14 protein-coding genes and 1 pseudogene are annotated in these 26,174 nt (G+C 34.4%); 11 read left to right on the forward strand and 4 right to left on the reverse strand.

The genetic code is table 11. The annotated features are described in order from the left end of the window. Nucleotides 1-244: 244 nt before the first annotated feature. The gene (locus J8L88_RS03250; RefSeq protein WP_211059924.1) at nt 245-5,878 is read left to right on the forward strand and encodes a glycosyl hydrolase family 18 protein; all 5,634 of its coding nucleotides are present in this window, start codon (nt 245-247) and stop codon (nt 5,876-5,878) included. Between the two features lie 144 nt (nt 5,879-6,022). Further along, nucleotides 6,023-9,643, forward strand: a complete 3,621-nt coding sequence (locus tag J8L88_RS03255) for a cellulase family glycosylhydrolase (RefSeq protein ID WP_211059925.1) — start codon at nt 6,023-6,025, stop codon at nt 9,641-9,643. 161 nt (nt 9,644-9,804) lie between these two features. Here J8L88_RS03255 and J8L88_RS03260 read toward each other — a convergent pair whose 3' ends face one another. From J8L88_RS03260 to J8L88_RS03270, 3 genes are read right to left on the reverse strand one after another with little or no spacing between them, the layout of a single operon-like run. Beyond that, nucleotides 9,805-10,149, reverse strand: a complete 345-nt coding sequence (locus J8L88_RS03260) for a hypothetical protein (protein WP_211059926.1) — start codon at nt 10,147-10,149, stop codon at nt 9,805-9,807. After that, nucleotides 10,142-10,708, reverse strand: a complete 567-nt coding sequence (locus J8L88_RS03265; protein WP_211059927.1) for an RNA polymerase sigma factor — start codon at nt 10,706-10,708, stop codon at nt 10,142-10,144. Before J8L88_RS03265 ends, J8L88_RS03260 begins: the two co-directional genes overlap by 8 nt. Further along, nucleotides 10,705-11,028: a DUF6249 domain-containing protein gene (locus J8L88_RS03270; RefSeq protein WP_139195609.1), complete on the reverse strand. Its 324-nt coding sequence runs from the start codon at nt 11,026-11,028 to the stop codon at nt 10,705-10,707. The genes J8L88_RS03265 and J8L88_RS03270 overlap by 4 nt, the downstream gene beginning before the upstream one ends. Before the next feature lie 227 nt (nt 11,029-11,255). On the opposite strand from J8L88_RS03270, the gene J8L88_RS03275 reads away from it, so the two are divergent. From J8L88_RS03275 to J8L88_RS03310, 8 genes are all read left to right on the forward strand, one after another. Then, nucleotides 11,256-12,920 carry a serine hydrolase gene (locus J8L88_RS03275; RefSeq protein ID WP_118389017.1) on the forward strand — a complete coding sequence of 555 codons (1,665 nt, stop codon included), beginning with the start codon at nt 11,256-11,258 and terminating at the stop codon, nt 12,918-12,920. Nucleotides 12,921-13,131: 211 nt separating this feature from the next. Further along, entirely contained in the window at nt 13,132-13,908 is a 777-nt protein-coding gene (locus tag J8L88_RS03280; protein WP_118389018.1) for an N-acetylmuramoyl-L-alanine amidase, read from the forward strand. 110 nt (nt 13,909-14,018) lie between these two features. Further along, nucleotides 14,019-14,690, forward strand: coding sequence for a hypothetical protein (locus tag J8L88_RS03285; RefSeq protein ID WP_118389019.1), 672 nt, complete (start codon nt 14,019-14,021; stop codon nt 14,688-14,690). Between the two features lie 7 nt (nt 14,691-14,697). Next, nucleotides 14,698-15,282, forward strand: coding sequence for a hypothetical protein (locus tag J8L88_RS03290; protein ID WP_027394131.1), 585 nt, complete (start codon nt 14,698-14,700; stop codon nt 15,280-15,282). A gap of 176 nt (nt 15,283-15,458) precedes the next feature. Then, nucleotides 15,459-15,845, forward strand: coding sequence for a hypothetical protein (locus tag J8L88_RS03295; protein WP_027394132.1), 387 nt, complete (start codon nt 15,459-15,461; stop codon nt 15,843-15,845). 34 nt (nt 15,846-15,879) lie between these two features. Further along, on the forward strand, nt 15,880-16,425 hold the full coding sequence (locus J8L88_RS03300; protein WP_027394133.1) for a hypothetical protein: 546 nt from the start codon (nt 15,880-15,882) through the stop codon (nt 16,423-16,425). A 159-nt stretch (nt 16,426-16,584) separates the two neighbouring features. Next, on the forward strand, nt 16,585-18,330 hold the full coding sequence (locus J8L88_RS03305; RefSeq protein WP_027394134.1) for a tetratricopeptide repeat protein: 1,746 nt from the start codon (nt 16,585-16,587) through the stop codon (nt 18,328-18,330). Nucleotides 18,331-18,534: 204 nt separating this feature from the next. Continuing rightward, nucleotides 18,535-20,184, forward strand: a complete 1,650-nt coding sequence (locus J8L88_RS03310) for an alpha/beta fold hydrolase (protein WP_211059928.1) — start codon at nt 18,535-18,537, stop codon at nt 20,182-20,184. Nucleotides 20,185-20,231: 47 nt separating this feature from the next. On the opposite strand, the gene J8L88_RS03315 is transcribed toward J8L88_RS03310, so the two are convergent. Further along, nucleotides 20,232-20,630: a two-component system response regulator gene (locus tag J8L88_RS03315; protein WP_211059929.1), complete on the reverse strand. Its 399-nt coding sequence runs from the start codon at nt 20,628-20,630 to the stop codon at nt 20,232-20,234. Nucleotides 20,631-21,026: 396 nt separating this feature from the next. On the opposite strand from J8L88_RS03315, the pseudogene J8L88_RS03320 reads away from it, so the two are divergent. After that, nucleotides 21,027-26,174 (forward strand): annotated as a pseudogene (locus tag J8L88_RS03320) (hypothetical protein); the annotation flags it as partial.

Here is a 26,174-nt window from a genome sequence, read left to right on the forward strand (position 1 = left end):
CTAATAAATATTGAACTTAATTTTAAGAGAGGAATAGCATTTAGATATCTAAATGCTATTCCTCTTTTTTATACAAACCCTATTGATTTTTTCTAAATATATCAAAATTACGGTTATAGGATTTTTGCTTCATAATATCTACAAAATGATGTCATTGATCCAATTAGTTTTTTGGCCTATATAGTTCTTTATACTTTAAGATCAGTTTAACATAAACTGTTGAAAACTTAAAACACAAATCATCATGAAACTATTAAAACCTTTACTAAAGAAAAACCCTTTTCATTTTGGCTCTTGGAAAGTGCCATTACTAATCTTATGTTCCTTTTTCGTAGGCTTAACCTGGGGACAAGTAAATACAGGAGGAACCGCAACAACATCAAATCATCAAAAGCAGGTGATTGGATATATCACAAATTGGGATGCCTGGAAAGCCGCTAGTGCAGGAGTTCCCTCTGCAGGTGCATTAACACAGCTTAATATCGATTATTCGAAATATACGATCCTTAACTATTCCTTTTTTGGTGTAGCAGTTGATGGATCTTTACACAGTGGAGATTTAAGAAACAAAAACATATATCAACCTGGAGCAATTCAGGAACCAGGAGACATTCTATTTACGGATATATATAGTAGCTGGGATATGTATTTGTTGTTTGGAGAATTAGAAGTAATACAATACATAAGCCCTGATGTAAAAGAAAGAGCAGAGGCTTATGGATTTGAAGTTGAGGTGGGTGGAGCTACGTGGAATCATCCTGGATGGGGATTGAGTGGCCAATTACCATTACCGCTTCCTAAAGAAGGTGGAGCAAAAGGATTGTTAGAATTGGCAAAAGAAAATGGAGTAAAAGTAATGGCTTCTATAGGGGGATGGAGTATGTGTAAGCATTTTCCTGAAATGGCGGCGGACCCTGTTAAAAAAGCTCGATTTATTGAAGATTGTAAAAGACTAATTAATATGGGGTTTGATGGAATAGATTTGGATTGGGAATATCCAGGTCCTTATCCTGGAATGAATTTTACGGGAACAAATGCAGATTACCCAAATTTTGCATCCTTGGTAGAAGAGATTAGGGCAGCAATAGGTCCTGATAAATTGATTACCGCTGCGATGTCTGCAGATCCAAAAAAGCTAGAAGGATTTGATTGGAACCGACTAGATAACTCTATGGATTACTTTAATATGATGACCTATGATTTTAATGGAGGGTGGTCTAATATAGCAGGTCATAATGCTCCAGTATATCCATATGATGGTGCAGAAGTACCAGATTTTAATTGGCAGTCTACGTTAACTGCAATGCAATCCATGGGGGTGCCTTCAAATAAAATCAACTTCGGGATACCATTTTATGGAAGAGGAGTTGTAACTGATGGTAATGCTACGTTAAATGCGCCAACAGTTAAGAGAAATGTGACAATACAACCAGATGGTCCTGTTAGTACAGCTGCAGATTATACCAATTGGCCACAGGATGTATATGATGGTACGCCAAATCATTTTTTTATCAAACAAAAAACAGAAGGCGGAAATGGCTGGACAAAAAAATGGGATGACCAAGCAAAAGTCCCTTATATGACTAAAGGTAATTTTTTTCTTAGTTACGATGATGAAGAGTCTATTGGGATTAAAGCACAGTACATTAATGACAATAATCTTGCTGGAACAATTGTATGGACGGTGTTCGGAGACTTGGAGATAAGTGGCTCTTTTCAATCATTTGGAACTAAGTTGAAGAGATGGTCTAACGTGAAGTCACCATTAATAAATAAAGTGAATGAAGTATTTGCTAATGGAGGAGATCCAGATCCAAATACAGCACCATCGGTAGCTATTAGTTCTCCCTTAGATAATGCGAATTTTGAAGAAGGGAATGCTATTACAATTGAAGCCAATGCTAATGATATTGATGGAACAGTAACTAAAGTAGAATTTTATGTTGGAACTCAGAAAATAGGTGAAGATATATCAAGTCCTTATCAAGTAGTTTGGAATGGAGCTAATGAAGGTAGTTACTCTTTGACAGCTAAAGCTTACGATAATGATAATGCGAATACAACTTCTTCTTCGATTTCTATTTTTGTGTCCGGTGGAGATTGCTCCGATAGCCAAAATAATTTTAAAGTAGTTGGATATATGCCAAGCTGGCAAGGAAGTGCAAATACAATACAGTACGACAAATTAACACATATTAATTATTCGTTCTTACTCCCTAATAGTGATGGTAGTCTACAACCTCTTGATAATGTTGCAAAAATGCAACAAATCGTTAGTCTTGGACATGCACAAGGAGTTAAAGTGTTGATTGCTGTAGGAGGATGGATGGATGGTAATGATTCCCCGTTTAGCACATTAGCCGCAAATCCAACGACGAGAACTACTTTTATAGACAACCTGGTGAATTATGTAAATCAATATAATTTAGATGGTGTAGATATGGATTGGGAATATCCCCGTGAAGGTAATGAACCTCAAAATTTTGAACTTTTAATGCAAGAACTTGGTCAAGCAATGCATAGTAGAGGGAAATTATTAACCTCGGCCGTAGTCGTTTCAGGTTGGAATGCAGATGGGATTCTTAGTGGAGTTTTTGATGATGTAGATTTCTTAAATATTATGGCATATGATGGTCCTGATCATGGAGCTATGACTCAAGCTCAAGGTGGATTAGATTATTGGCTTGGTCGTGGATTACCAAAAGAAAAAGCAGTATTAGGAGTACCTTTTTATAGCAGACCGCAAGCACAAAGTTATGCTTCATTGTTAGCTCAAGGAGCAAGCCCTAATAGCGATTCTTTCCAAGGAAATAATTATAATGGTATTCCTACTATAAAAGCTAAAACCGAAATGGCGCTGAATCGAGCTGGAGGTATTATGATATGGGAGTTGTCTCATGATACAACGGATCAACAAACATCTCTTTTAGCAGCGATTAACCAGGTTGTAGGAGATCCTTGCGACCCAGGTAATATAAAGCCGGTAGTTAGCATTACATCACCGACTAATAATGCAAATATCGAATTAGGAACTATAAACCTTACCGCTACGGCTTCTGATCAAGACGGAACAATAAGTAGTGTCGTATTTACTATTGCAGGTAAAGATATCTCAGCAACTGCTTCTGATAATATATATTCAGCTAGTTGGATTCCAGATTCTGAAGGGCCATATACTATTGTAGTCACCGCTACGGATAATGATAATGCATCAACGACTAACCAAGTTAGTGTAACAGTTACTTCTGGTGATACTGGAGGTTGTACTGCTCCTCCATACGTAAATGGACAAGTATATGTTGGAGGAGATACAGTCTCATATCAAGGAAATGAATATCGTGCTAAGTGGTGGACACAAAATAATGATCCCGTTACGAACCGAGAGAATGTTTGGGAATTATTAGGACCATGTACTGATGAGAATAACCCGGATGGAGGAGTTATAGCTGGAGGACCTTTTGTATTTACGGTAGGAGATGGTATCGCGGACAATGTTTCTGGGATTACTCTGAGTGGTAATAGTGGTATGAATTCGCAATGGGTTATTACTGATGAACAAGGAAAAATACTTGGATTACCAGTATCACCAGAGCAAGTAAATTTTGACGGATCAGGACCTGGTATTTGTTTAATATGGCATCTAAGTTATGAGGACGGTTTAACTGGGTTATCCGCAGATAATAATACTTCAGGATTACAGGGGGCTTTTGATTTTTCAAATTCTATTACAGTTACAAGAAATTCAGTAGGAGATAATAATCCAGAAGGAGGAGTTATAGCTGGAGGACCCTTTGTATTTACAGTAGGAGATGGTATTGCAGATAATGTTTCTGGTATTACGCTGAGTGGTAATAGTGGTATGAATTCGCAATGGGTTATTACCGATGAACAAGGAAAAATACTGGGATTACCGGCATCGCCAGAGCAAGTGAATTTTGACGGAGCAGGAGTAGGTATTTGTTTAATATGGCATTTGAGTTATGAAAATGGTCTGATAGGATTATCCGCAGATAATAATGTTTCAGGATTACAAGGATCTTTTGACTTTTCAAATTCTATTTCAGTTACAAGAAATGCAGTAGGAGGAGGAGATTGTACAGAACCACAATATGTAGAAAATGGTGGATATGTTGCAGGTAGTCAAGTTGAGAATGCTGGAAATTTATATGAGTGTAAACCTTATCCATTCTCGGGATGGTGTAATGGAGCCGCGTGGGCATATGCACCTGGAGAAGGAACCTATTGGCAAGATGCATGGACTCTCATTGGTGAGTGTGGTGATGGAGATACTGGAGGAAATGAAGCTCCAACTGTATCCATTACGCAACCTGCAAATGGACAGTCATTTACTGCAGGAAGCACAATTACAATTAATGCCTCAGCTTCAGATAGTGATGGGAATGTAACAAAAGTGGAGTTTTTAAGAAATGGGACTATAATAGGAGAAGATACAACAAGCCCTTATAGTTTTACCTGGAACAATGCTTCTACAGGAAATTATATACTTACTACAAGAGCAACTGATGATGATAATGCCACGGGAGAGGCTACAGTAAATATTTCTGTAGGATCTGTACCACCACCTCCACCAGGTGGAGATTTGCCAAAAAGAATCTTGGTAGGATATTGGCATAATTTTAATAATGGATCTTCAATTCCAAAGCTAAGAGATATATCTGATAAATGGGATGTGATTAATATCTCTTTTGCAATTCCAACTGTGCAAAATGGAGCTACCATGACTTTTACTCCAGATCCAGAGATCTATTCAAACGCTCAAGAATTTAAAAATGATGTGGCTTTATTACAAAGTAGAGGTAAAAAAGTATTGATCTCTATGGGTGGGGCTACCGGTGCGGTAGATGTAGATAGCCCAGCAGATGCGCAAGCTTTTAGTAGCTCTATGACCAGTATTATTAATGAGTATGGTTTTGATGGTATGGATATTGATTTTGAAGGTACTTCAATTTCTCTGGCACCGGGAGATACTAGTTTATCAAACCCGACTTCTCCAAAAGTTGTAAATCTTATAACTGCTTTTAGATCAATTCTTTCTCAATATGATATGTCGAAATTTATTCTGTCAATGGCTCCTGAAACTGCCTATGTACAAGGTGCGATTGGCCAGTATGGTGGTATTTGGGGAGCATATCTTCCATTAATCTATGCACTACGTACTGAAATGGATTACATTCACGTTCAGCATTATAACACGGGTAGCATGTTAGGATTAGATGGCAAAGCTTATTCTGCTGGAAATGCAGATTTTCATGTGGCGATGGCCGAAGTATTATTGCAAGGATTTACATTAAGTACAGGAGAACAGTTTCCTGCATTACGACCTGATCAGGTTGCCATAGGATTACCAGCTAGTCCATCGGCGGCGGGAAGTGGATATACACCAGCCACAGAAGTGCATAAAGCATTAGATTATATTATAAAAGGACAATCTTTTGGTGGACAATACACGTTGCGAAATCCTTCAGGATATGCTAACTTTAGAGGTCTAATGACTTGGTCTATTAACTGGGATATTGTTGCAGGTTTTGGATTCTCAGATCCTCATCGAACTTATTTAGACGCCTTAGATCAAAGATCTCCAGAGCAAGAATTACTTGAAAAAGAAAGTTTAAAAATGTATCCTAACCCTTTTACTTCAGAGGTTACTATTACTTTCAAATTAGGTAAAGACAAATTAGTTAATGCCGTTATATATAATCAGATTGGGGTTAAAATCGCCGTATTGAAAGATAATGAAAGGCTTTCTTCTGGAAGTCAAAATATTCAATGGGATACAGATGGTATTCCTAGTGGAATTTACTTCTTAAAACTTAGAATAGGTAAAGAAGTAAAAACAATGAAACTGATTAAACAGTAGCATTTCTCCCTTATATTTTGTGAAATTTACCTCTCGTCTGCATTTAAAATGTCGAGAGGTGATTTTCATTTTTTTAAACTACTTCTATACTAGTGTATCTTCTCTTATCAAGATCTTATTTATAGTACTCTTAAATGAAACCTTATGAAAACTCAATGTATAACTTCAAAATATAGAATTTTGATCCAGATTTTTATTTGGACCACTATTTTCGGATTAAAAACTTTAGCCCAACAAAGTCCTGTAGAACAAAATGGACAGTTGAAAGTTTGTGGAACAAAATTATGTAATCAATATAATAAACCAATACAATTGAGAGGGATGAGTACCCATGGCATACAATGGTATGGCTGGGGAAATTGCCTTACGGAAAGTTCTCTGGATGCATTGGCTTATGATTGGGATGCTGATATCCTTCGAATTTCACTATATGTGCAAGAGGGAGGATATGAAACCGACCCCGTTGGTTTTACAAACCAAGTAAATCGATTGATCGATGAAGCTACAGAAAGAGGAATGTACGCCCTGGTGGATTGGCATCAATTAAACCCTGGAGATCCGAACGCAAATTTGGAAAATGCTAAACGATTCTTTATAGATATTGCTAACCAGCATAAAGATAAAAATAATATTATTTATGATGTCTGTAATGAACCCAATGGTTCCGGTGTTACCTGGAATCGCATCAAGACGTATGCAGACCAAATCATTCCTGTAATTAAAGCTATAGATAATAACGCAGTGGTTCTTGTAGGTACTCAAGGCTGGGCAACTTTTGGAGTATCAGGAGAAGGAACTTTACAGGATGTTATCAACAATCCATTACAGTTTGATAATGTGATGTATACATTTCATTTTTATGCAAATAGCCATAGAGATGCTTACTTAAGTACTTTAGATCAGGCATCTAATCAACTTCCGGTATTTGTAACAGAATTTGGTAGTCAGGAGTTTACCGGTGATGGACCAAATGATTTTGCAATGACGCAACAATTTATCGATTTGATGCGTCAAAAGAAGATTAGCTGGACAAGCTGGAATTACTCTGATGATATTAGATCAGGAGCTTCTTGGAAATCAGGAACTTGTTCTAGTGGAGTCTGGACTTCCGGAAATCTTAAACCAGCGGGTAGCTGGATTAGAGATAAAATCAAAAATCCCGCAGATGACTTTCCTGGAGACGATAATGGAGGTGATAATCAGTCACCATATGAAGGAATGGTATGGAGTATTCCTGGTAAGATTGAAGCAGAAAATTACGATTTAGGAGGGCAAAATATAGCATATAATGAGGTTTCTATTTCTAATGAAGGAGGTTCTTATCGTAATGATGCTGTGGATATAGAACCTTGTTCAGAAGGAGGATTCAATATCGGTTGGGTAAAATCTAATGAATGGCTAGAATATACTGTTGATGTTGAAAACACCGGAGATTATGAAGTAGCATTCAGAGTAGCAGCGATTACATCGGGAAGGCAGTTTCACCTAAAAGTCAATAATGAAAATATTAGTGGAGCAATCACTGTTCCTAATACGGGAGGATGGCAAAACTGGCAAACCGTATCTGCTAATGTTTCTCTAAATAAAGGAAAACAAGTAATTCGATTGGTAATGGATAGTGATGATCTAAATATAAATCATATGATTTTTGATGATCAGTCGGGAATTCCAAATCAATCTCCAGTTTGTTCGATAACTTCTCCCTTCAATGATCAAGAATTTGAAGAAGGAGATTCCGCGACGATTAATGCTGATGTTTCGGATAGTGATGGAGTAATCTCTAAGGTTGAGTTTTACAATGGAACCACAAAAATAGGAGAAGATACTAGCCTTCCGTATCAACATACAATATCGAACGTATCGAGCCAGATTTCATATGTTTTAATGGCTAAGGCTTTTGATAATGGTGGAGCTTCTACAGATTCAGCACCTGTTCGTATCGTTGTTAGTGGTGATGTTGATAATAACTGTGATGCTTCTCAATATGTTGATGGAACGAATTATCAAACAGGAGATGTCGTTCAAAATTTTGATAAAAAATATGAATGTTTAGTTGGAGGGTGGTGCTCAATAGGCGGACCATATACTCCAGGAGGAACTGAAGATTGGGCTTGGCCTAATGCTTGGAAAGAATTAGGAGCGTGTACAGGAGGAGATGAAAATCAAAAGCCAACGGTTTCTATCGCACAACCTCTTCAGGGATCGTTGTTTCAAGTAAATGAAACGATAGTGATAACTGCTAATGCCGAAGATCGAGATGGGAGTATTTCTAAAGTAGAGTTTTTTATAAACGGAACTAAAATAGCTGAAGATACCGTAGTACCTTTTACTACCAATTGGATTGGAGTGGAAGGAAATCAGACAATAACCGCTAAAGTAACAGACAACCAAGGTGATTCTTCGGAAGCTTCTGCTGTGAGCATTACTGTTGGTTCTGATATTCCACCTCCACCTTCAGGGTTACCAGCAAGGATACTGAATGGATATTGGCATAATTTTCAGAATGGTTCTGGATTAATTCGTTTAAAGGATGTTTCTTCTGATTGGGATGTGATCAATGTTTCGTTTGCAGTATCTAGGGTATCTCCAACAGATGGGGAAATAGAATTTCAATTGGATCCGATATTTAGCAGTATTAATTATACAATAGAAAATTTTAAATCGGACATTCAGTTTTTGCAAAGTCAAGGCAAAAAAGTAATTATTTCTATCGGAGGGGCTGAAGGTCAGGTAAGATTGAACACTACTTCGGCAAGAGATAAGTTTGTTACCTCTATGATTTCTATCATAGAAGAATATAATTTTGATGGCATGGATATTGATTTCGAAGGACAATCTCTATCTTTTGATTTTGGAGATACAGATTTTAAAAACCCAACAACACCTGTTATCGTTAATACGATTGATGCAATACAAAATGTTTGTAATCATTTTGGTAATAATTTCATACTTACAATGGCTCCCGAAACATTTTTCGTTCAACTAGGGTATTCATTTTACGGAGGTATTTCACAAGGAGCAGATCGTAGAGCAGGAGCGTATCTTCCATTGATTTACGCATTAAGAGACAAATTAACCTTCTTACAAGTTCAATATTATAATTCGGGATCTATTACTGCATTAGATAATCGTTTTTATAGCATGGGTAATGCCGACTTTTACGTTTCTTTAGTAGATATGTTATTAAAAGGATTTCCTATTACTGGAGATCAGAGTAAATTCTTTCCAGCATTGAGGCCTGATCAAATATTAATAGGAGTACCGGCAACGGTTAATGCAGGAAACGGATATACAGGATCACAAGGAGTAATTAATGCGTTGGATTATATTATTAAAGGGAATTCTTTTGGAGGGCAGTATGATTTGTCCCAAACGTATCCTCAATTAAGAGGTGTAATGAGTTGGTCTATAAATTGGGATCAATTTGGAAGTTTTGCCTTCTCTGATCCAGTCCGGGAATATTTAGATGGTTTGCAACAGAGAGATCCAGAGCAAGAATTACTTGAAAAAGAAAGTTTAAAAATGTATCCTAATCCTTTTAGTTCAGAGGTTACTATTACTTTCAAATTAGGTAAAGACAAATTAGTCAATGCCGTTATATATAATCAGATTGGGGTTAAAATCGCCGTATTGAAAGATAATGAAAGGCTTTCTTTTGGAAGTCAAAATATTCAATGGGATACAGATGGTATTCCTAGTGGAATTTACTTCTTAAAACTTAGAATAGGTAAAGAAGTAAAAACAATGAAACTGATTAAACAGTAGCATTTCTCCCTAATTTTTTTGTAAAATTCACCTCTCTTATGTGTTAAAAATTTAGAGAGGTGAATTTTGTTATTTACATTAGTTTCTTAGTTATATATGTTTATTGAATTTTTACAGATACGGGATCAATTCTAAGCTTTAAAAAATCAAAATGTTTAGATTTAATTTTCCTTTTTTAAAATAGAAATCCCAAATATCCCCTGAAAGTAGACAAGTATAACAACTATAGTTGCAAGAATAGAAGGGTAAAATAGTTTTATACTTTCTTCATTCTGATCTATTGATTTTAATAAATCCGTATAAGTTAAAATGATATAAATTAACAAAAGGATTACACTTACAATAAGTCCAGCTTTTACTTTATGTCTTGTTTTTATCAATACTTCTTTATAGTTTTTTTGCTTTTTTACTATATCCATAATATTATCTTCTAATTCAGGGTGAGTAACATAAATTGGATTGTATTCAGTAAGTGTATTATGTATATTTTGATCGGTCTTATCCATTATTTAGATTATTATGTTGAATAGAAAGTGCAAGAAAACTCTTTCGTGCTCTATGTAGTAATACTTTTATATTTGATTTGGTGAAACCTGTAATTTTTTCTATTTCTGGAATAGACTCTTCGTGTAAGTAAAACAATTTCAATAGTAAAGCTTCTTTGGGTTTCATAAGATTTAAAGTCTTTTTAATTTCTAATTTTTGATCCTTTTTTTCAAAGTTTTCAATTGCTTCATTAAAAGATACTGAATAATCAAAAGGGTCATCCATAAACGTAATGAACTCCTGTGTCCGTTTATTTTTCTTTATAAATTTTAAGGATTCATTTACTACAATTTTATACAACCAAGTCGAAAATTTTGCATCAGAACGATATGATCTTAAGGCTTTAAATGCTCTTATAAATGAATTTTGAACAACATCATTCGCGTTAAACTCGTTTTTCACCATAGAAATTGCAATTGAATATGCCATTTCCCGGTATGTCTTTATAAAATATACAAAGGCATTTTTATCTCCAGAGAGTACTTTATCTATATGCGCTTTGTCTGGTATAGAATTCAATTACTTTTCTTTTTACTGATATAAAAAGAAATCAGAAAACCGATTCCTCCAAATAGTAATAGAAAACCCGGGATGATTACATATTCTGGAATTTTAGTGTATATACTGAATAAGTAGGATGTAAATACAGCTGTTGCTAGCGAACATAAAAGTATTCCAATGTTTAAAAAAATATTACCGGAATCCTTAAACTCTTGGTCAATCATTCCACTTTCAATTTTTGCCATACGCTCCAAGTGTTTACTTTTTATGATATAGAAAATTGAAAATACAGCGGCGGCTATCAATGCTATTACAACTATTGCTACAGGATCATTCATTTTATTTTCATTTTTAATATTAATATATATTCATAGGATACCCATAATTAGCTAAAGGTTACAAAAAGTTGAAAAAATAAAATTCAATTATTTGTAACCTTTATGAATATTGAAGTATCAGATTAACAAACAGAAAATTAATACTTAAGAGAATTAGTTTGTTTAGTTCTATTTGCGCAATCATAGAAACTATTTAATTATTTAATCAATACTTAATAATAACTATCATGAGACATCTTATAATAATTTTAATAGCCTTTCCTTTATTTACATTTGCACAATCTTTTGATTCTTCGAGGTTGGTAGATTCAATTATATCCGAAATTGATCCAAAAGGTCCTGGAGTTGCAATAGGTATAGTCCAAGAGGATAAACTTAGCTTTTCAGTAGCTAAAGGAATGGCAAATTTGGACTATAACCTACCAATATCGAATTCAACTAATTTTAGATTATCCTCCTCCTCCAAGCAATTTACGGCTGCTTGTATTATTCTTTTGGCAGAACAGAAAAGGCTTAAATTAGAAGATGAATTGTCAAAATTTTTTCCAGAATTTTCCGAAAATATTGGAAATGTTACAGTTAGACAACTGTTAAATCATACTTCGGGTATTAGAGATTATATGTCTCTTTTAATGCTTAAAGGATCTAGACAAATGGATTTCTTTAATAGCTTTATTGGAGAGGATCGTGATATTATGGATGTAGTTTCGAATCAGAAGGGACTTTCTTTTGATAGTGGAGTAGAGCATAGTTATTCTAATACTAATTATTGGATTCTGGGTGAAATAGTGGGAAAAATTACAGGAAAATCATTAGGTGATTATGCTAAGGCTAACATCTTTATGCCTTTAAAAATGACAAACACTTCATATGTAGAAAGAACGGGTCAATTGGTTCCTAATAGAGCTGCAGGTTATGTGAGTGAATGTCCTGATTGCCCAAGAGAGGAATATCGTTTTCAAGCAGCTACTGTGGGAGATGGAGGGGTTGTTTCTAGTATTGATGATTTAGTATTATGGGAAAATGAATTTCATAATCAGAATTTGTTTTCCAAGAAATTTTGGTCAATGATGCTAACTAATGGTATGCTAGAAAACGGAAAGGAAATATCCTATGCTTCTGGGTTGATAAAAGGAGAACAAAATGGACAGAAAATGATATCTCATAGTGGTCAAAATCCGGGTTTCAGTTCTGATTTAATTAGATTTCCTGATCATAACTTATCTATAATAATTCTTGCTAATCAAAACTGGTATGATATAAGGTCATATGCTATGCAGATAGCAAATTCTTTTTTCCCTCCTAAGGATAAACCTAAGAAGTCGGCAGAAAATCAAAAATTGAAACCTATAAAATTAACATCTGTAGCATTGGATAAATTCGTTGGAGATTACCGTTTTATAGAAACTAATGAACATAGAACGATAAAAAGAAATCAGAATCAACTTTTTTATGTCCGTAATAATGGTCCTACCAGTAAATTAGTTCCTCTGGGAGAAAACAAGTTAACTTTTGAAGACAGGCCAAATGTAATTTTAACGTTCGATTTTAAAAATATTCAGAAGAAAAATATAGTGTGGAATGATGGTCCAATTACATTACATGCTGAGAGTTATACTAAAACATTATTGGATATTAGTGAGTTGAATCTTTTTAGCCAGAAATACAGAAATGATGAATTAGACCTAGAGTTTAGGTTGAAGATGGAAGATGATCAACTTGTTTTTCCAATTTTTAATCAAAAACTTCCTTTGGAGGCCGTTAAAAAAGATGAATTCAATGCTATGGGAATGTTTACGTTAAGATTTGAAAGAAGTAAAACTGGAAAAATCATAGGTTTTAATCTTGATGCTCCTAGAGCAGCTAATATAGCTTTTACAAAAATAGAGTAGTTACAGGATCATATATTCTTCAGTAAACAAAAAGCTTCTTGTTATAAGAAGCTTTTTGTTTTAAAAATAAATTTAAGGCATACGATCTAGTTTTATCATATATTTCAATTTTAAAAGTGTCGTAAAATTCCCTTTATTTGGCGGTTTTAAGATAGTTTGTAGACATAACCTATAGTAATTTTGATGTAAGTAATCATAAATTAAATGTGGTATGAAGGCAACTAGTATAATCAAACATGAGAAAAACTTTTTTGATACTGGTCGAGACTCAGCTGGAAAAGAATTTTTATTAACTCATAAAGAGGTTCCAATTCAAGGCGCATTGGAGATGATGTCTTATACACAATGTAGACCTAAAAATGGAGACACATCTTTTTATATTCAGGAAAAACATACCAAAAAACAAATAGTATTACATTATACTGCGGGCTATTTGAAAGGGGATGTAGCAGCTTTGTCTAAGCCCAATTACAGGGTCTCTGTGCCTTTTATTATTGCTAGAAATGGCACCATACTTAACTTGTGGTCTTCTGCATATTGGGCGTACCACTTAGGTTCAAAAGCAATAGGAGGAAATACCAAAGGAGGTAAAAGAACCATCGGAATCGAGATGTCTAATATTGGGTTTTTAAAAAGAATTGGAGATCAATTAGTAACCGTATATAATGATACTGATGTGTATTGTCATGTAAGCGAAACTAAGTTTTATAGAAAGTTAGATATACCTTTTCGCGGAGAACAATACTTTGCCACATATACCGCCAAGCAGTATAAAAGTTTACTGGTATTACTTAGGTATTTAACTTCAGAATATGATATTCCTACAACGTTTTTACCGGAGGATAAACGATATGATATAGTGGCAGAAGAAGAGTTGGTAAACTTTAGGGGAATTACATCTCATGTTAATTATAGATCTACTGGTAAATGGGATATAGGTCCTGCTTTTGATTGGGATTTAATTATCAGTGGTTTACTTGGTTTTTAAAGTCGGAAAATTACTAGAATTAGCCGTTTTTGTCATAACAAGATAACGTTGGTTTACTATAATTTTGAATTGGAATAATCCCTATAATAGTTCATAAAAACTCCCTAGACATGAAAAATAAGTATGTGTATTTGATTAAGTTTTGCATATTAATTATGCTATATAGTTGTGCAAGCTATGGTCCGAAAAATAAAGACCTGTCTTTGGTTTTGTCTAAGACCCAGCAAGCTATAAGTGGGTTAGAAGGAAAAATAACTACTACAAATGATAATAATCTAAAAGCAGCTTATAATGAATTGATAGAAAAGAGCGCTACACTATTCCCTGTTTTAGAAAAGTGTAATGATAAATATGCGCTTACTCCAGCGTATGTATCAACTTTAGAAACTACGGAATATACCTTAAGAAATCTAAATGAGCAGTATGAAACAACAACGGATAAAACATTTGTTTTAAAAGCAATATCAAAAGACTATGAAGCCAAACTACAAACCATAAAAAACACAGCACAAAATAATGCCACCACAACTATTAAAGTGATAGTAAACTCAAGTGAAAATGAAGGTTTTTTTGTTTTCGGGAAATTATCTTATGAGCAGGATTTGGATATTAAACGCTTTCGATTTAATCAACCAACACAAAATGCTTCTCTAGATTTTGTCCCTGGATATTATCTTTTTTGGTTAGAAAAAGATGGTTTAATAGGAGAACCAGAACTCCATCTAATTATGAGTAATTCTGGTGAAGAAGAAAAACAGCTAGTATTAAAAACCCCAAAATAAGTATACGATGCTAGTAAATAGATTAAAAGAAGTTTGGAAAGAGATAACATTATTAAGTACCTGGATTGCATCTATTACAGGAGCATTTATTATTCCGCTACCTTCTTGGTATGCTACAGATGATAATACTGCTTTTCTTATGAAATTTGGAGTTTTTATCGCGACTGCATTAGCTGGATTTTTGATTTTATATTCACTAAAGCATAAAATGATTAGAACTTGGATGCGATTATCGCTTCAATTTTTACTAATGTTTGTTGGGATTTATGCGACCTATCATTTTTTTAGAGAGGCAAATACACTTCCATATGTAGATAATGATATTGTGATTGGTAGTGAATTGATAGCGAACAATCCATTTGATACTTTTAAGGAATCTCATGGGTTTTTACCAGAAAGAAAAGAACGCATGTTGATCCTATTAGGAGATCCGGAAAAAGCCTGGACTAAAGATAGTATTGTAAGTAATAGAATTCAATTAATAATAATGCTATTCCTTTGTTACCTATTATCTGCTGGGTTTATTATCTCTTTTTGTAACCTAATTATCCTGTACAAGGAAAAATATAAGATTAAAATTGAAGAAAATTAAGGAATTACTATAAAACAAAATGATATGCAGATAACTAGAAATTCAACTAATAATCAAAACCTAAAGCATAAATTATTGAAACCAGTATTTTTTTCATTTCTAAAATACTTATGTTGATTTATTGATATGTTTTACGATATATTTACGAATAGATTAATTGATAAAAATTTGACCTTGTGAAAAATACTACTACGAGTTTAATCCTGCAGATTGTAGCACTACTTTTTTTAGTGGTTATTGGTTATCTGATCTTTAATTCTAGTTCTAATTGGAAGATACTAACATCAGAACTGAACAAGGCAAAAGAAGAATTAAAGCAATCAAAAGAGATAATTGAAACAACCAAATCCGAATTAGAAAGTTCTAGAAAAGAATTTGAAAAAATGAAGACTCAAAAGGATTTAATTATTCATAAACGAGATTCATTAATACTCTCATTTAAAAGGAAAAATGCGAAAGATTGGTCTGAGTTAGAACGTATCAAAGATTCTATAAAACTTACGAATGATCAATTAGCAAAGGACCGAGCAATATTAAACGGAGTTTTTGGATTAGAACAATAAAAAAATATTTAGCTATTTGTAAATTAACTATCACATGAAAAAAATCATCTTCATCTTTTTATTTCTATTTGCATCAGTATCTTTTTCTCAGGAGATTGATTCTCTTAAGGTAATTGAAATTCCGGAAAGTTATGCTAATTATAAAGGAGAACCTTTTATTGTAAAAAAAGACAGTCTCTATCTATTTAGAACTCCTGATGTATTTTTAGTCAATAAGAAATCTTTTTTAGCCATTAAAAATGTGTATCAAAGTACTTTACAACAAGATAAAATGACCAAAGAATTGATAGAGAAATATTCACAAACATTACGCAGAAATATTGATTTAGAACGTAGTCTGCAAATTAATTTTGCTGCCAGTGATAGCCTAGATCAGAAGGTATATGAAAAGACTCAAGCAACTTTATTAAATACCCAAAAAGCGCTAGATTATACCATAAACAGTCTAGAGAGAGCAACAAATAGTCTTGATATTGTAGATAAGGCTGCCAAGAGACAAAGAAGAAAAGGCGTTTTTGAAAAAATCCTTATCGGTGTTGCGGGTATCGGAGTTGGAATTCTGGTTGGAGTTTCATTATAAAATATAATCATCGGATTTTTATGATATAATTTTAAAGAATTGTTATACAATCTTATAATACCTCATTTAACATTTCATATTAGTTTCTTTAGAGAAATGATGAGTAGTTTTACAGTAAACTGAAAAAATACTAATAGCACCTTTTGTAAATACTTTTTAATGACTTTTTCTAAAGTTTACTTTTTTCAAATCAGACCGTATCAATATAAAACAAGTTTAATAGCTTGTATCATCCTAGGACTTTTTTTATTGCCTAATTCTTTCTATGGGTTTCAGAAATTAGAAAAGGTCGATAGTCTTCGTAATTTAATAAATACTAATAACAAAGAGAATGCAGAAAAGGTGGACTTGCTTAATACTATAGGTTTTGAGTATTGGATTGTAGATGCAAATCAATCTATTAATTTTGGAAAAGAAGCATTGCGCATATCTAAAAAAATTGGATTTACTAAAGGCCAAGCTAGAGCAAACCGAATAATTGGAGTAGCTTATTGGGCGCAAGGACATTTAAATAAAGCTTTGACCTATCTAAATACTTCGTATAAATTATACAATAATATAGAGGATCAAGTAGGGTTAGCAAATACAAAACTCAATATAGGGATGGTATATGCTGATCTCAAAGAATATACAAAAGCACTAATTTTTTATGAAGAAGCGATTAATGAATTCACGGCGTTAGGCTTAAAAGGAAGAATAGCAACTACATTTAGCAAAATAGGAACTATTCTTATAGAGCAACAAAAGGATGAAGAAGCATTAAAATATCTTACCGATGCATTGAGGATGCATACGGATGCTAATTTTACCTATGGGATTGCAGAAGCGCATAATAAATTAGGGATTTTATATCTTCATAAAAACGAAATAGAGCAGGCCTATTATCATATAAGAAAGTCGATGGATCTTGGCAATAAAGTCAATGATATTGATGGATTAACTAATAACCATATAATTCATGGAAGAATTCTAAGATTATCAAACAAACTTGATGAAGCTGCAATAGAAATTCAAAAAGGGTTGACATCTGCAAAAGAGAACAAACTGAAAAAATATGAACTATTTGCATATGAAGAATTAAAGGAAATCAAAAAATTACAGTCTAAACCAGAAGAAGCTTTGGCTTATTATGATAAATTTATTTTTCTTAGAGATTCTCTTTTAAATTTAGAAAAGTCAAAACAAATTGCTTACCTAGAATTCGAGAACCAGTTAGAAGGGAAAGACAAAGAATTAGTAGCACTAAAAGAACAAGAAAAGAAAGATGATTTAATTCAATTGATTTTATTTCTAAGTGTGGTTATTATATCAATTTTTGGAGGTGTTATCTATTTTATAAGTAGGCAACGAACCAAAAAAAGTAAACTATTAGCTTTAAAAAAACGAGAACTTCTAGAGTCGGAACATGCGCTTACTCAAAAAGATTTAGAGAACTTAGCTTTAAAACAGCAAGAGTTGCAACAGCAATTAGATTTTAAGAATAAAGAACTTTCTTCTTATGCGCTTAACTTTATAAAGAAAAATGAAATTGTTGAGCAGTTACAAGAAACTATTCAGAAGATTAAAAAGTCCTCTTCTATAGAAAAACAACAGTTAATTACAGATTTAAATAAGATAATTAAAAAGAATCTAAGTATTGATAAAGACTGGGAGGATTTTAGTCGATTTTTTGAAGATGCACATGAAGGCTTTTATGTGAGGTTAAAATCAAAACATCCAGATTTAAGTTCAAATGATTTAAAAATTTGTAGCTTAATTAGGCTAAATCTTAATATAAAAGAGACTGCTAGTATTTTGGGGATATCTCCTGAGAGCGTAAAAACTGCTAGATATCGTCTTCGAAAAAAAATAGAATTAGATCCTAAACAAGAAATTCTCACCTATTTATTACAATTAGAAGAATAAAAAACATAAATAGAGTAAGATGTTATGTTTTAGGGTCTAAATATTTGAAAATCAAATATTTAAATTTTTGTTGTCTACCTATTGTATCCCTTGTATACATCCTTTTTTTATTTAGGTGCACACATTGTATACGTCTTTTTAATTGCCTTCTTATTAGGGCTTTATAATTTTAGAGTATTCTAAAACCTATTAAATTATACTCTTATGAAACCTAATACCAACTATATTAAAAGTGGTCATGTAAATATTGCTTATCAGGTTTTTGGTTCTGGAACCGTTGATTTGGTATATATTCCTGGATGGATCTCAAATATTGATTATATGTGGGCTTGTCCAGAACTTGTTAGCTTTTTACAAGAATTAGGAAAAATAGCAAGAGTTATTTTATTTGATAAACGAGGAACAGGACTTTCTGATCGTATTGCTACATATCCTACATTAGAGGAAAGAATGGATGATATCAGAGCTGTAATGGATGCTGTTGGATCCAAAAAAGCGGTATTATTTGGGCACTCCGAAGGAGGTTCTGTATCAGCTCTTTTTGCTGCTACTTATCCTGAACGGACTATTTCTTTAGTTTCTTTTGGGATATTTGCTAAAAGAGTTTATAGTTCGGATTATCCATGGGCGCCTACTAATGAGGAACGCCAAGAGGTGTATGATATGATCGAAAATAATTGGGGTAGTGGAGATATGAATCTCGAGGCGCTTGCTCCTTCTAAGGCTAATGATAAAAATTTTATGGATTGGTTAGCTAGTTATTTTAGGTCAGGAGCAAGTCCTGGAGCTGCTATGATGTTGACAAAATTAAATACACAAATTGACATAATAGATATTTTAGGATCCATTAATGTACCTACTCTTATATTACAGCGTACGCACGATATCGATGTAAAGATTGAAGAAGGACGATTTATAGCAGAACGTATTTCGGGAGCAAAATTTGTAGAGTTAGAAGGAAATGATCATCTTTTTTGGGTTGGTGATACGGAACGGGTTCTTCAGGAAATAAGGACATTTGTTTTCGATGTAAAACCTAAACCTGTTTATGAAAAAAAGCTCTATACCTTTATGGTTGGCCATATAAGCACTCCAATAAAACGAGATAATAAGCTACATAAACTCATAAGAGAATGTGTAGCTAGATATGGAGGAAATGTTGCGATATATGATAATGATACATTCACATTAACTTTTGAAGGGCCTAGTACAGCAGTTTATTGTAGTTCAGAATTAATGAAAATTGTTAAGAGCGTCAATGCGCAGATATCTATTGGGGTTGATATCAAGGAATGTTCTATAAAAGATTGTATTTGTGAAGAAACTGAGGATTTCGTAACCTTAGTAACTAAACAGAGTACACCTAATCAAATTATAGTAACTCAGACGGTAAAGAATTTATTAATAGGGGTAAATATGAGTTTTGTACCTTATCAAACAATTTTTAAAACTGAATTAGGGGCTTCCTTATTATTATATAAAGCGACTAAAAATCTTCCTACAGATGTCACTTTGATTGATAAAAATAAATCTCCACAACAAGATTCTTTGTTACAAAAAGTGATTCAAAATATTAATCATCATTTAAGCAATGACTACTATGGTGTAACAATGCTTTGTACGGAAGTGGGTGTTAGTGAACGACAATTGCAGCGTAAACTTAAGGCTAGTACTAATATGTCTCCTAATCAACTAATTTCTTCAATTCGTTTAAATCGAGCAAAGGAATTGATTATTGGTCGACAGAATACCATTGCGGAGATCGCTTTTCAGACTGGATTTTCTAGTCCGTCATATTTTTCTAAACGTTTTAAAAAACAATTTGCTATTAGTCCATCAGAGTTAGTTAGTTAACCGTAGTGATTAAGGAACATTTATTAATCTAGAGTTTATCAAATATTTTAACCTTTAAGATAATATTTATGATACAGTGCTTCTATTATAGTAAGATTTAGTGGTTTTATTAAGTATTCAGGAGCGAAATATTTAGGTTTAAAAACTTGAGAATATTCTTTATTAATTGACGAAGAAAGAATAAATATTTTTGTCTTTACTTTTTTAGAATAAAGTTTTTCAAATCTTTCGAGTAACTCCCAACCATTAATATTCGGCATGTCTATATCTAAAAAAATGATATCTGGTTCAAAAGATTCATCTTTTTCGAATCGCTCAAGCACTGTATGCCCATTTATAAATTCCTCAATACGTTTAAAACGTTTTGATTTTAACATCAAATATTTGTTGAGGAAATTAGTTGTTTTATTGTCATCAATAAGTATAGTGTGATTAATCCTAGACATGACTCCATTTTTTATTGAGCGTTAATTTAGATGGAATATTAAATGAATTATGATTTTTTGAGGTTTATTTATTTAGGTATATCGATGAAATAAATACTTTTTCGACAGAATACAAGGTGTCAATTATTTGTTAATCAATTTTTTAAGGGAATTTATTATTATAAAAAAGGGTTTTACCTTATATATTTTGAGGGAAAATTCCCAAAAAAAGATGTTTATTGTCTTTATCTTCATAAACTGATTATTGAACCTTTTTATTGTGCACTTGGTCGAAAAAACAATCACATCATCGATTTTTAAGATAATTTCTGCTAAAACATCCCCTTCGTACTATTTAAAAACGGGCAATATTTATACTGAGTTTTCGGATTCACTAAACTAACTAACTATTTTGGCATGATTAAAAATTACTTGTGTTTCATTGTATCCTTATTGTCTTTTCATAATAATAAGCGCATTACCAAAGTATTACTATTTACCTTAATTGGCTTTTTATCCATTACAAATGCGAATGCACAAAGTTGTACTCTGAATGCTGGTATCAACCAAACTATTTGTATTAACGATGTAATGCAATTAGATGGTAATAGTCCTGATACCTATGCAGATGGTCCAACCTGGACTCAGATTTCTGGACCAACCGTTGTTATTAGTGATCCAACTATTGATAATCCTATTGTTACCGGATTTATTGGAGGTAATACTTATGGATTTAGATACTCAGCAGAATGTTTTAATGGGGATACTCCTTTTCAGGATGTAACAATTACAGTGCTCCCAATCACAGAAGCTGTTGTAGGGGCTGATATAGCATCGTGTCCAGATACATCTGGATCTATTGTGATCAATGCAAATACACCAGGTAATGCTGGAGAAACAGGTGTTTGGTCTATTGTAGGTGCTAATAATGCGGGTGTTACTATTTCTGTTCCTACTTCTACGTCTACACCTATACTATTACCAGAAGGTAGCGCAGGAGTTTCAACCCTCCGTTGGACAATTACTGGACCTACAGATCCAGGTTCAGGAGTGTTCTGTGAGTCTTTTGCTGATTTGACGGTAACGAACTTTGGTGGAGAACAACCAGTGAGTGCTGGTCCAGATATACCCTTAGACAATTGTTATACAGTAAGCCAAACCACTACTATGGATGCCTCTTTTGGAGGAGCTGGTTTTGGAGGTCAGATAGGAACTTGGACATTTCTTAGTGGTCCAACAACACCAACAATTAATGATCCAAATTCTAACACAACGGGAATAGGTAATTTAAGAGAAGGTACCTATACATTTTTATGGGAAGTAGCAGGGCCTTGTTCCACGGGAAGTGACACTATTACTATTACTGTCGATGAAGCGACACAGGATGTAACAGGCGCTACAATTCAAAATAATAATCAAAGATTTTGTGATCCTTCTGTAACGGAAACTACTTTGGTAGGTTCTGTACCCGAAAATACAGATGAAACAGTACTATGGGAACAAATAGATGGAAATCCTCCGGTTACTATTGTGGATCCGACAAGTAGTACAACCCAAGTTACTGGATTAACTTCGCCAAATGCATATCAATTTAGGTATACTATCACAAATACAAATACTAATTGTGATGAAGAAGCAATAGTTAATGTTCGTTACAATGTAAATCCTATAAGTATTGATGTAAATCCTGGGATGGGAGATGATATCATAGGTACTTGCGGGCAAACTTCTTTTGATATTGACTTTAACTTTACTAGTGGAAATATAACAGAATACCAGATTGTTAATGGTCCTCCAGGATCTACAACAGGACCTATATCAGCAGGTAGTAGTCCTGTGACTATTGAAAATTTGGATGTAGAAGGAACATATACGATAGAATTTATAAGAAGAAGAACAGGGAATTTATTTCAGGCTTGTGATGAGGCTAGAGATTTTGTTAATGTTACCGTTTCCTTAATACCTACAATAGCAAATGCAGGATCTGATCAAACTTTTATTTGTGGACAATCAGGAGGTAATTTGGCCGGTAATGCGATTACTACAGGACAATCTGTATGGTCGCAAATATCAGGGCCTAATTCAGCGACAATAGCAGACATCTATGCTCAAAATACAGGAATATCTAGTCTTATTCCCGGAGAGTATGTTTTCAGATATTCAGTAAGTGCAGGGCCGGATTGTACACCTCCATCTTTTTCAGATACAACTATTTTTGTATCACCTTTAGATAATAATCCAGTAGAAGCAGGTGTGGATCAAACAGTTTGTTTTAATGCGCCTGTAACCTTGGCTGCAGATCCTCCTGCAGATAGTCAAACAGGTACATGGTCTTCTCCAGACGGTATCGTATTTTCAGATGTTAATGATCCTAATGCTATTGCCACAGGTTTTGTAAACGCATCTACAAATTATGTACTTACTTGGTCCTTAATAAATGATTTTACTTTTTGTGGACCAGCAGCTACAGATACAGTAACTATAACGACAACAGCTGATGAGTCTCCAACTATTGCCGATGCGGGAGCTGATACTTGTTTGGGAGCCGGAATTACTAATATTACATTGGCAGGTAATCAAGAACAAGCCGATGAGACAGGTACTTGGACAGTAACACCTTTGGCAGGAGTCGTTTTTGCCGACGAAAATCAATTTGATACTGATGTAACATTACCTGGTGATGGTACGTATGTATTTACTTGGACAATTGAATATACCAGTATACCTCCATCTCCAGCTTGTACGGCAACTTCGGATACTGTAGAAATTACTGTAGCAGGCGCTGCCATGGCCGAAGCTGGACCTAATCAGGATGTATGTGCTACCTCATTTACAATGGCTGCCACTGATCCTGCACCTTTAGGAACAGGAACTTGGAGTTTGGTAACAGGTATAGGTGGTTTTACAGTGGATGATGAAAATAGTCCAACAGCTACTTTCACTGATCTATTAGATGGTACGTATGTATTTGAATGGGCAGTAGAATATGGAAGCTGTACTACGGCTACCGATCAAGTAACTATTAATGTGGGAATTCCAGTAACACCTGCAGTTATTCAAGGTGGTGATCAAGTAGTTTGTGCTGCTGACAATACCGTAATTACTGCAGACCCTTTAAATAATCCAGTTACCGAAACAGGAACTTGGACAGTGATTTCAGGGCCAAACAATCCAACTATCAATAATCCTAGTAGCAACAGTATAACAGTTACAGATTTGGTAACAGGTTCTTACACCTTTAGATGGACAACTGTAGGAGGATCACCAGTTTGTGATCCTAGATCAGATTTTGATGAAATACAAGTTGATGTATTCGCACCAGCTACTGCAGGCGCAGATCAAGATTTATGTAATGTAAATAGTGTGTTTTTAGAAGCGACAGAAGGAGCAACAGGTACTTGGACTGAAATTACTAGTAATGGATCCGTAATTACACAATCTCCTTCTAATAGTAATAGAGCCAATGCCACGATTACACCTGGTAATACCTATACCTTCAGGTTTACCACAGATTATACGGGACCAGGTGCAATATGTAATAATTCTGATGATGTAGTTATTACAGTTACTGGCGGTCCTAGTGCTATGCCATCTGCCGGTACCAATCGTTTTGTTTGTGAAGATAATAATGATTCCATTACCTTAAATGGAAGTACTCCTCCAGCAGATCCAGGATTAACAGCTACCTGGAGTATTATAGAACAACCTTCAAATACTGCTTCGATACCAGCAGGAGATATCAGTAATCCAAATGCTACTCTTAATGGATTAACGGTACCAGGAGTATATATATTACAATGGAATTATTCAATAGGAAACTGTACAGATGAGTTTAGTATAGTTCGAGTAGAAGTGTTCGAAGCACCAGGATCTGCAGAGGCTGGTCCAGATCAACCAAATGCTTGTCAGTTGGATGTTCAAATGGCAGCAACTGCTACTTCTGATAGTAGTAACGGTGTTTGGTCATTTGCGAACCCAGGAGATGACCCATCAGGGGGAGTCGTAACTATAGAAAGTATTAATAATCCAGAAACTAGACTATTAAATGTTCCTGATGATGTTGGCGATGACGGTATTGATGATGTATATGTATTGACTTGGACAGTTTCTAATTCCAATACAGATCCTTTTACAGATCCGGTATCTCCTAATTTATGTGATACACAAGTAGATACTGTTACAATTACTTTTACAGGAGCTCCACCATCGGATGCAGAAGCAGGTCCGGATCAGGATTTTTGTGATGAAACACAAACTTTTATGGATGCTGATCCAATTACAAGTGGTGTTGGTACTTGGACACAAACAGGAGGTCCCGTAGGTCCAACAATTACTGCTCCTAACAATCCTGAAAGTTTGATCATAGATTTAGCTCCTACACCAGTAGGTGATCCTTATATATTTACGTGGACAGTAGTAGGAGGTGGATGTACCAATGTGGATACCATGGAAATTATTGTCAGATCTAATGCAGCGGTAGCAGAAGCAGGTCCTGACCAAACATTACCAGAGCTTTCCTTGGTAACTTTGGACGCAACAGCAACGACAATAGGACAAGGGGAGTGGTCACAAGTATCTGGACCTAATACTGCTAATATCAATGATCCACTTGATCCCGGAACTGATGTAACAGGAACGATAGTCGGTACTTATGTTTTTGAATGGACAATTACAAATGGTGACTGTGATCCTGCTACAGATCAAGTAACCATTATAATAACTCCAGTATCTGATTTAGAACTTACAAAATCAGTAACACCTTCTTCGGTAAACATTGGAGATCAAGTAACATTTACTGTTTCTATTTTTAATAATAATACTACACTCACTAATTCATCAGATGCTAGTGGTGTTAGTGTAGAAGATTTGATACCTCTTGGATATACTTTGGTACCGGGAACAGTAAGTAATGGAGGAATTTATAATGCAGGAAATCTGTCCATAACTTGGGTAGGATTGGATGTTGCTAGTGGGGATACTTTAAATTTAACGTATGATGTGATTGTAAATTCTTCAGGGCCATACGTGAACTCGGCTCAGATTATAGCAAGTGACAGTTTTGATCCGGATAGTGATCCTTCTACCGATAATACTGTGGATGAAAATGGTGATGCTGATCCGGATGATGATGATGAAGACACAGCAAATGTAACCATAATATCAGCAGATTTAAGTTTAGGCAAAACAGTAGCGCCGGCTTCAGCTGATGTTGGAGATTCTGTAGTGTTCACGATTACTGTTACTAATGGAGGAGCTAACTCAGCAACTAACGTTGTTGTAGAAGATCAGTTACCAGGAGGATATTCATATCAAAGTGATAATAGTGGAGGTAATTATGCTCCCGGATCTGGAGTTTGGAATGTAGGAACTGTAGCTGTTGGTTCACCCGAGAGTATACAGATTACGGCTTTGGTCAATGCTCCGACAGGTGCAATTGGAGAATATAATAATGTTGCAGAGATTACTGCAAGTGATCAATTGGATCCAGATAGTACCCCTGACAATGATGATGGTAATCAGAGCGAGGATGATGAAGATGCAGCGAGTATTCCAATACCAGAAGTA

This window comes from Aquimarina sp. MMG015 (assembly GCF_018100855.1).
Classification (GTDB): domain Bacteria; phylum Bacteroidota; class Bacteroidia; order Flavobacteriales; family Flavobacteriaceae; genus Aquimarina; species Aquimarina latercula.